An 8,171-nucleotide genomic window follows, 5' to 3' on the forward strand; every position below is an offset into this window, starting at 1 on the left:
CGCCGCTTCGGCACAGCGGCGGTCGGCGCGCGCCTCGCGGCGGCCTATGCCGAGGCCTGCGCCGGGGCCTATGCGGACGCGTCGGCGTCCGCGCCGGGGCGTGCGTAGGTGCGGCCCTTCCACGCCGCGCCCCGGCCCCGGTAGTGCTGCACCGCCGAGTCCACCGTCATCAGCAGATACAGGGACGCCGTCAGCGGCAGCAGCGGCGCCCACCACACCGGCTGGCGGTAGTAGCGCAGCATCGGCCCGTACGTCCCCGCCATCAGCCCCCACGCGGCCGCCCCCGCCGCGCACGCCCACCACGACCCGGTCAGCGCCCCGGCGACCGCCGCCACCGGCGGCACCAGATAGATGCACGCCAGCCCCACCACCGTCCCCGCCAGCAGCGAGGGACTGTGCCTCAGCTGCGCGTACGCGCTCCGCGACACCATCCGCCACAGCTCCGCCAGCCCCGGATACGGCCGCACACTGTCCACCCGGTCCGCCAGCCCCAGCCAGATGCGGCCGCCGCTGCGCTTCACCGCCCGGGCCAGCGCGACGTCGTCGATCACCGCGTGCCGGATCGCCTCCGGCACGCCCGCCCGTTCCACGGCGTCCCGGCGGATCAGCACGCAGCCGCCCGCCGCGGCGGCGGTGCGGGCGCGGGGGCGGTTCACCCACCGGAAGGGATACAGCTGCGCGAAGAAGTACACGAACGCCGGAACGATCAGCCGTTCCCATCCCGTCACGACGCGCAGCCGCGCCATCAGCGACACCATGTCCAGGCCGCCCGCCCGCGCCGCCGACACCAGTTCGCGCAGCGAGTCCGGCTCATGCGCGATGTCCGCGTCCGTGAGCAGCAGATACTCCGCGTCCGTGCGTTCCGCGGCGAGCGCGATGCCATGGCGTACCGCCCACAGCTTCCCCGTCCACCCCGGGGGCGGCGCCCCCGGGGAGGTCACCGTCAGCGCCAGGCCGCCGGTCCGCTCCGCGAGGGCCCGGGCGATGTCCCCCGTGCCGTCGGAGCTTCCGTCGTCCACGAGGAACACCTCGGCCCGGCCCTCGTAGGCCTGTCCCAGGACGGACGGCAGGCTCACCGGCAGTACCTCCGCCTCGTCCCGTGCCGGGATCACGACCGCTACCGCCGGCCACGTGCCGACTTCGCCGGGCGGCGGCAGCCGTGTGTCCGTCCGCCAGAAGAAGCCCTGGCCCAGCGTCAGCCACGTCCACGCTGCCAGGGATACGACCGCGACCCACATCAGTACCGTCACGTCCCGCAGTCTTCCGCATTCGGCGCCGCGTTTTCCGCCCCATGGGCGGTGGTTGCCCGGGGCTTTTTCCCTCACCCCCGCCCGAATGGCCCGGGACCGTTGGGTGCGGGCTCTTGCGCGTCTGCCGGGTGGTCGGGTCGGGGCCGCCGCCGGGCTGGGTCCTAGGAGACGGCCAGCCTCGGCCGCCCTGTTCCTCGCTCGCTCGGAACCGGGCGTTCTGCGTCGCTTTGATGTCTCTACGGACCCACCCCGACACCGTCCCCTCCGGTCGGTTCGACGGCTTGCGCCCGGTGGGTGGTCTCGGAGGGGGTCCTTTTTCCACCTCCCGGCGCCGCATTCTTGGTGCGCCGGTTGCCCCTCGTTTCGGCCCGGACAAGCCCTGCCGGGGAACCTGGGTCGCGCAACGCACCACGGGCCAGGGGGTGCGGTCGCGTAAAGTTGCGCCGGTGAAGATTGCGCTGATGGACTCCGGAATCGGGCTGCTCGCGGCGGCGGCGGCGCTTCGGCGGTTGAGGCCGGACGCTGATTTGGTGCTGTCGTCGGATCCGGAGGGGCTGCCGTGGGGGCCGCGGACGCCGGAGGATGTGACGGCGCGGTCGCTGGCGTGTGTGCGCGCGGCGATGGCGCATCGGCCGGACGCGCTGATCGTGGCCTGCAATACGGCGTCGGTGCATGCGCTGCCCGCGCTGCGCGCCGAGCTCGAGCCGGGGGTGCCGGTCATCGGGACCGTGCCGGCGATCAAGCCGGCGGCGGCGACGGGTGGGGCGGTCGCGATCTGGGCGACGCCGGCGACGACGGGGAGCGTGTATCAGCGCGGGTTGATCGCGGAGTTCGCCGGGGGTGCCCACGTCACGGAGGTGCCGTGCCCGGGACTGGCGGACGCGGTGCAGTACGCGGATGACGCGGCGATCGAGGCGGCGGTCGCGGCGGCGGCGGCGCTGACGCCGCAGGACGTGCGGGCGGTCGTGCTGGGCTGTACGCACTACGAGCTGGTCGCAGAGCGGATCCGGGCCGCCGTACGGCCGAATGGCGGAGCCGAGCTCACCCTGTACGGCTCGGCCGGGGCTGTCGCGGCGCAGGCGCTGCGCCGGATCGGGGCGGAACCGGCGCCGGAGGCGGAGCAGACAGGGGGACTGACGGTGATCCTGGGCGGCCGGGAGTCGGCGCTTCCGCCGGAGGCGGACCGGTATGCGGAGGGCCGGGCGCTGCGGGCGTCGGACGTGCCGGTGGCGTAGGGACTGCCAACGTGGCCCCGCATAGGTAGGCTGCGGTCATGACGGACGCGCACAGTGATGAGGCGCGCACAGCCCACGTGTGGACGGGCCACGCCAGCAATCGCCTTCAGTGGCTTTTGGCAGCGGCCGGAGCGGCCTGCGTGGCGCTGGGGGTCGAGCTGGCCGTGGACAGCTCGTACACCACGGGAATGGCGCCGCTGGTGATGGCGGTCGTGGGATGCATCGCGGTCGGGCTGCTGGTGATCTTCGGGACGATCGCGTTCACCCACGTACGCGTATGGGTGGACCACGACGCGGTGGAGGTGCGCTGCGGCCATATGGGCGTGCCGCGCCGCCGCATCCCCATCGCCGAGGTGAGCGGCGTGCACTTCGCCCCCCTGGTGAGCCCGCGCGCCTGGGGCGGTTGGGGGTATCGCTGGCGACCGGAGAAGGGGACGGCGGTGGTGGTGCGCCGTGGCCCGGGCCTGGTGGTGGACCTGGGCAACGGACGTCACTTCACCGTCACGGTGGACGACGCGGAAGGCGCGGTAAAGGCGATCCGCGCCTGTCTCAAACTCCGCTCCTAATTGATCCAGGCGCAGATCCTCAGCCCCTGCGCCTTCAGCCTGGTCAGCATCCCCTCCGGGGCGGGGAAGACGTCCGGGTCCCAGACGAAGTCGCTCCACTGGTGCTCGCGCATCCAGAAGCAGTCGAAGTGGAAGACGCTGAGCGGGATCTCACGGTCCGTCATGCCCTGCACGAAGCGGTTGACGGTCGCCTCGTCGTCGTCGGTGGTGAAGGACGTGGACAGCCACAAGCCGAAGGACCACGCGGGCGGCAGCGCCGGGCGGCCGGTGAGCGCCGTGTAGCGGTCCAGGATCTCCTTCGGGGTCGGGGCGTAGATCACGAAGTACTCGAGAGACTGGTCCTCGACGCTGAACTGCACTTGGCCGACCGCCTCGGTGCCGATCTCGTACGAGACCTTGCCGGGGTGGTTGACGAAGACGCCGTAGCCGCGGTTGGTGAGGTGGAACGGGATGTTCTTGTACGCCTGCTCGCTGCTGGTGCCGCCGTCCGCCTGCCAGATGTCGACGGTCTGGCCGTTCTTCACGAACGGGGTGAATCTCTCACCCAGGCCGTAGATCAACTCATGCACCCCGAGGGTGAGTTGCCCGATCATGAAGTGCCGGTCGTCCGCATCGGTCGCGTAGCCGGTGCCGCGCTCGCCGATGGAGGTCAGGAGGCGGCCGGCGGCGGTGAAGTCCAGCCTCCAGGGGGTGGCGGTGTCGACCCGCAGAGCGAGTTCGCCGGCGGTAAGCTCGATGACCGAGCCGTCGCGTACGGTCTTGCCCGGGCCGCGGTCCGGCTCGGCGGTGCGGGCGCTCGCGCGCGGGTGGTAGCCCAGCTCGTCGATCGCCCGCTGGACCGCCTGGCTGGTGTCCTCCGAGATCTTGCGTGAGCCGCTCAGGACGTACGACACGGTGCTCGGCGCGACGCCCGCGCGCTCGGCGACGTCCTTGATGGTGGTCATGCGGCTCCCGTCGTGCAGTGTCGAATCGATTCGTCGAATCGATTCACCAATGTCTGGTCGCCTCCCGGTGCCGGGGCAAGGGCCGGTCCTTAGGGGTGTTCGGTACGGTCCGGGCGGGCGGTGGCCAGACCGGCCAGCAGGCCCGTGACCGCCGTGACGGCGGAGAAACCGAGGATGTGGTCGACGGAAGCCTGCAGGGCCAGGCCGGTCAGGGCAGCGCCCGCGGTCAGCACGACCGGGGTCGGGCGCGGGGACCGGCGCAGCGCCCACAGGACCCAGGCGTACGCGGCCGCGAGCAGCACCACCCCCGGAATGCCCTCCTCGGCGGCAAGCTGCAGCGGCGCCGAACGCAGTGTCCCGGCGGGGCCCACCGCGCCGGCCGTCGTGACCGGCTCCGCCTGGCTGACCTCGGCGAACTGTCCCGGCCCCACCCCGCGCAACGGATGCCCCTCGGCGAGACGGACCGCCTCCCGCCACAGCGCCACCCGCCCCGGCGTCAGCTGCCCCGACACCGAGGCCGACAGCCCGGACGGCAAAGCGTCCACGGCCATCGCGTACGTACCCCCGACCGCCACGGCCGTCGCCAGCGCCAGCCCGGCGAGGCCGAGCACCCTGGGCGTACGGGCAGCCGCCAGCGAGCACAGCACCACCCCGACCGACGCGGCGAAACCCGCCGCCGAACCGATCGCCAGGGCCAGCACCGCCGCCCCCGCGCCCAGCAGCCGCAGCCCCAGCCGCAACGCAGGAGACCCGGCCGCCCAGGCGGCGCAGCACGCGGCGCCCGTGGCCAGGACGAGCAGCGCGGCATCCGCGTTCGCGTACCCCAGCGGCGGCGTATGCGAGCCGCCCTCCAGCCGCCCCGGCAACGCCACGGCCAGCCCGACCACCGCGAGCGCCGTCAACGCCGGAGCGGCCACCGGCAGCAGCGACCCCCCGATCCGCCCTGCCGCGTACCCGGCCGCCACCGCGAGCACCGCCAGCAGCACGCCCTCCGGTCGCGCGCTGCGCCCCGCCGCCGCGATCAGCGCCCACGACGCGGAGCACACCAGCACCACCACGCCCAGCGCATCCGTCAGGCCGTCCCGCCCCCGCCTGTCGGCCTCGCCGATTCCCGTGTCGTCCATCCCCCCGACCCCCCTGCCGAGCCCCCGTCCCGGGCTCACCGTAACTGCTGGGGTGGCGTGTTGTGGATACGTCGCACGGTGCGGCGGTGCCGCCTGCACCGGGTGCGCCAGGTTGTCCCTCGGGCCGGCGCCGCGCCCGCACACGGCCGGGGGTTGTCCCCCACCCCGCCCCTTCCCGAAACCAGGGGCTCCGCCCCTGGACCCCGCTGGCGGGCCAGCCCCCAGACCCTCCCCCAGCCTGGCGGCTGGGTGGGGGTCCCGACCCAGCCACGAACAGAACGCGCCCGGGCGCAGGCGGTACCGACCGCTACGCTCAGGCGTATGCCGACTCCCGACTTCATTCGTGAGCTGAGGGCCTCGATCGGACAGCGGGAGCTGTTCCTTCCGGGGGTCACCGCGATCGTGTTCGACGACGATGACCGGATCCTGCTGAACCGCCGGGTGGACACCGGGCGGTGGGCCTTGATCGGAGGGATCGGGGAGCCGGGTGAGCAGCCTGCAGAGACGGCCGTGCGGGAGGTTTTGGAGGAGACCGGGGTGCAGGCGGTGGCGGAGCGGATCGTGCTCGTGCAGACGCTGAGGCCGGTGCAGTACCCGAACGGGGACCGCGTGCAGTACGTGGACATCAGCTTCCGATGCAGGGCTGTGGGCGGCGAGGCGCGGGTGGCGGACGACGAGTCGCTGGAGGTCGCGTGGTTCGCCCTGGACGCGTTGCCGGAGTTGGACGGGTTCGGGCGGCTGAGGGTGAAGCACGCGCTGGCGGATGGTCTGCCGTGGTTCGAGCCCGCCGGGCCGCCGGCGGTGGAGTAAGGGGCCGGGGGACATGCCGGGCAGCGGGACTGTATGGCGGGGCCACATGGGGCCGTGCCCGGCGCCGCGTCTAGCCTGGGCCGTATGACACTGAACGGCCGCACCGCAATGGTCACCGGGGCTGCCGGGGGCATCGGCCGGGCCTGCGCGCTGCGGCTGGCGGCCGCCGGGGCGAAGGTACGGGCCGTGGACCGGGACGCCGAGGGGCTGGCGGCGCTCGCGGAGGAAGCGGCCGTGGAGCCGGTGGTCCTGGATCTGACGGACCTCGACGCCGCCGAGCAGGCCGCCGCCGGCACCGACATCCTGGTCAACAACGCTGGGCTGCAACTCGTGCGCCCCATCGAGGACTTCCCGCCCGAGGTCTTCTCCACCGTGCTCCGCGTGATGCTCGAAGCGCCCTTCCGCCTGATCCGGGGCGCGCTGCCGCACATGTACGCGCAGGGCTGGGGCCGGATCGTCAACATCTCGTCCGTTCACGGGCTGCGCGCGTCGCCGTACAAGAGCGCGTACGTCGCCGCCAAGCATGGCCTCGAAGGGCTCTCCAAGACCGCCGCCCTCGAAGGCGCGTCCCACGGCGTCACCTCGAACTGCGTCTGCCCCGGCTACGTACGCACTCCGCTGGTCGAGCGGCAGATCGCCGACCAGGCCGCCGCCCACGGCATCGACCCGGAGCGGGTCGTCGCGGAGATCATGCTGGCCGACTCCGCGGTGAAGCGGCTGGTGGAGCCCGAGGAGGTGGCGGAGCTGACGGCGTACCTGTGCGGACCGCAGGCGTCCTTCATCACCGGGGCGTCACTGACCATGGACGGAGGATGGACGGCGCACTGATCCGCCGTGCAGCCTTGAGCCCATGAACGGACCCGTTGAGGCGCCCTACCTGGAACTACTCGCCCGGGGAGCCCGCGCCGAGGAGTACGAGCGGCCGGTGCTGCTCGCCCGCGCGGACGGCGCCCCGCCGGAGGCGGTCGCGGCCCTGGAGCGGGCCAAGCTGCTGGCCCTGCGGGTGCGGGCGGACCTGGAGAGTCGGCGGCGTCGCGAGGCCGAGCTGTCGGCGCTGTTCGACACGGCCGGGGACCTGGCGGGGCTGCGGGACCTCGACTCCGTGCTGCAGGCCATCGTGCGCAGGGCCCGGTCGCTGCTGGGCACCGACGTCGCGTACCTCACGCTGCACGACCGCGAGGCCGGCGACACATACATGCGGGTCACCGAGGGCTCGGTGTCGGCGCGCTTCCAGCGCCTGCGGCTCGACCTGGGGGCGGGGCTGGGCGGGCTGGTGGCGCAGACCTCGATGCCGTACGCGACGGAGAGCTACTTCGAGGACGAGCGCCTCGCCCACACCCGCACCATCGACTCCGGCGTAAGCGACGAGGGGCTGGTCGCGATCCTCGGCGTGCCGCTGGCGCTCGGCAGCGGTGTGATCGGCGTGCTCTTCGCCGCCGACCGCCGCGCCAGGGTCTTCGGGCAGGAACAGATCGCGCTGCTCGCCTCCTTGGCCTCGCTCGCGGCCGTGGCCATCGACACCGCGAACCTCCTGGACGAAACCCGCTCCGCTCTCGCCGGGCTGGGCGCCGCCAACGAGACCATCCGCAGGCACAGCGCCGTCCTCGAACGCGCCTCCGAGGTCCACGACCGCCTCACCGAGCTCGTGCTGCGCGGCGGCGGGGTCGATGACGTGGCCGCCGCCGTCGCCGAGGTCCTCTCCGGTACGGTCCAGGTCGCGGGCAGCGACCGGGAGCCGCTGCCCGCCGCACTGGAGGACGCCGTCGCCCGCTCCCGCGAGGACGGCCACGCCGTACGCCATGAGGACACCTGGGCCGCCGCCGTCACCGCCGGCGGCGAACTCCTCGGCGCCCTTGTGCTGCACGGCCATCCCGACCTCGACCCCGTCGACCAGCGCACCCTGGAACGCGCCGCCATGGTCACCTCCCTGCTACTGCTCGCCCGCCGCACCGCAGGGGAGGCCGAGCAGCGCTTCCGGGGCGAGCTGCTCGACGACCTGCTCGACGCGCCGCTGCGGGACCCGCGGCTGCTGCGTGAGCGGGCCGGCCGGCTCGGCGCCGACCTCGACGTGCCGCACGTCGTGCTCGCCGCCCGCATCGAGGGCGACGCCGACGCCACCGCCGACCGTCAGCGCCTGTGGTCGGCCGCCTCCCACCTCGCCGGTACCCGGCACGGCCTCGCCGCCGCCCGCGACGGCGGCACCGTCCTGCTGCTCCCGCTCGCCCCGGACGCCGACGCCTCA

General features: G+C 73.6%; 7 protein-coding genes and 2 pseudogenes. 5 read left to right on the forward strand and 4 right to left on the reverse strand.

The window, feature by feature from the left end; genetic code table 11:
• Positions 1 to 68: 68 nt before the first annotated feature.
• Complete coding sequence (locus tag EFK10_RS01780; protein ID WP_206305269.1) at positions 69 to 1,238, reverse strand: glycosyltransferase; 1,170 nt, start codon at positions 1,236 to 1,238, stop codon at positions 69 to 71.
• A gap of 458 nt (positions 1,239 to 1,696) precedes the next feature.
• Here EFK10_RS01780 and EFK10_RS01785 point away from each other — a divergent pair, with 458 nt between their 5' ends.
• Positions 1,697 to 2,485, forward strand: a complete 789-nt coding sequence (locus EFK10_RS01785) for a glutamate racemase (protein ID WP_127354024.1) — start codon at positions 1,697 to 1,699, stop codon at positions 2,483 to 2,485.
• A gap of 38 nt (positions 2,486 to 2,523) precedes the next feature.
• Complete coding sequence (locus tag EFK10_RS01790) at positions 2,524 to 3,051, forward strand: hypothetical protein (protein ID WP_127354025.1); 528 nt, start codon at positions 2,524 to 2,526, stop codon at positions 3,049 to 3,051.
• On the opposite strand, the pseudogene EFK10_RS01795 reads toward EFK10_RS01790, so the two are convergent.
• The 3 genes and pseudogenes from EFK10_RS01795 to EFK10_RS01800 all read right to left on the reverse strand — a co-directional run.
• A pseudogene (locus EFK10_RS01795) lies at positions 3,051 to 3,827 on the reverse strand (TIM-barrel domain-containing protein); the annotation flags it as partial. The gene EFK10_RS01790 and the pseudogene EFK10_RS01795 sit on opposite strands and share 1 nt — an antisense overlap.
• Positions 3,828 to 3,866: 39 nt before the next feature.
• Positions 3,867 to 3,995: pseudogene (locus EFK10_RS51825) on the reverse strand (LacI family DNA-binding transcriptional regulator); the annotation flags it as partial.
• An 89-nt stretch (positions 3,996 to 4,084) separates the two neighbouring features.
• Positions 4,085 to 5,119 carry an O-antigen ligase family protein gene (locus tag EFK10_RS01800; protein ID WP_127354026.1) on the reverse strand — a complete coding sequence of 345 codons (1,035 nt, stop codon included), beginning with the start codon at positions 5,117 to 5,119 and terminating at the stop codon, positions 4,085 to 4,087.
• A 321-nt stretch (positions 5,120 to 5,440) separates the two neighbouring features.
• On the opposite strand from EFK10_RS01800, the gene EFK10_RS01805 reads away from it, so the two are divergent.
• From EFK10_RS01805 to EFK10_RS01815, 3 genes are all read left to right on the forward strand, one after another.
• Entirely contained in the window at positions 5,441 to 5,929 is a 489-nt protein-coding gene (locus EFK10_RS01805; RefSeq protein WP_127354027.1) for an NUDIX hydrolase, read from the forward strand.
• A gap of 84 nt (positions 5,930 to 6,013) precedes the next feature.
• Positions 6,014 to 6,757, forward strand: a complete 744-nt coding sequence (locus tag EFK10_RS01810; protein ID WP_127354028.1) for a 3-hydroxybutyrate dehydrogenase — start codon at positions 6,014 to 6,016, stop codon at positions 6,755 to 6,757.
• Between the two features lie 22 nt (positions 6,758 to 6,779).
• The coding region (locus tag EFK10_RS01815) for a GAF domain-containing protein (RefSeq protein ID WP_164835768.1) at positions 6,780 to 8,171 on the forward strand (1,392 nt) is incomplete at its 3' end.

The sequence above is a fragment of the Streptomyces soli genome, from assembly GCF_003999195.1.
GTDB classification, from domain to species: domain Bacteria; phylum Actinomycetota; class Actinomycetes; order Streptomycetales; family Streptomycetaceae; genus Actinacidiphila; species Actinacidiphila soli.

Bases quoted from the DNA above. Each gene is read 5' to 3' on its own strand.
- EFK10_RS01805 (WP_127354027.1), top strand. From the start codon at position 5,441: ATGCCGACTCCCGACTTCATTCGTGAGCTGAGGGCCTCGATCGGACAG.
- EFK10_RS01790 (WP_127354025.1), top strand. From the start codon at position 2,524: ATGACGGACGCGCACAGTGATGAGGCGCGCACAGCCCACGTGTGGACG.
- EFK10_RS01780 (WP_206305269.1), bottom strand. From the start codon at position 1,238: ATGTGGGTCGCGGTCGTATCCCTGGCAGCGTGGACGTGGCTGACGCTG.
- EFK10_RS01810 (WP_127354028.1), top strand. From the start codon at position 6,014: ATGACACTGAACGGCCGCACCGCAATGGTCACCGGGGCTGCCGGGGGC.
- EFK10_RS01800 (WP_127354026.1), bottom strand. From the start codon at position 5,119: ATGGACGACACGGGAATCGGCGAGGCCGACAGGCGGGGGCGGGACGGC.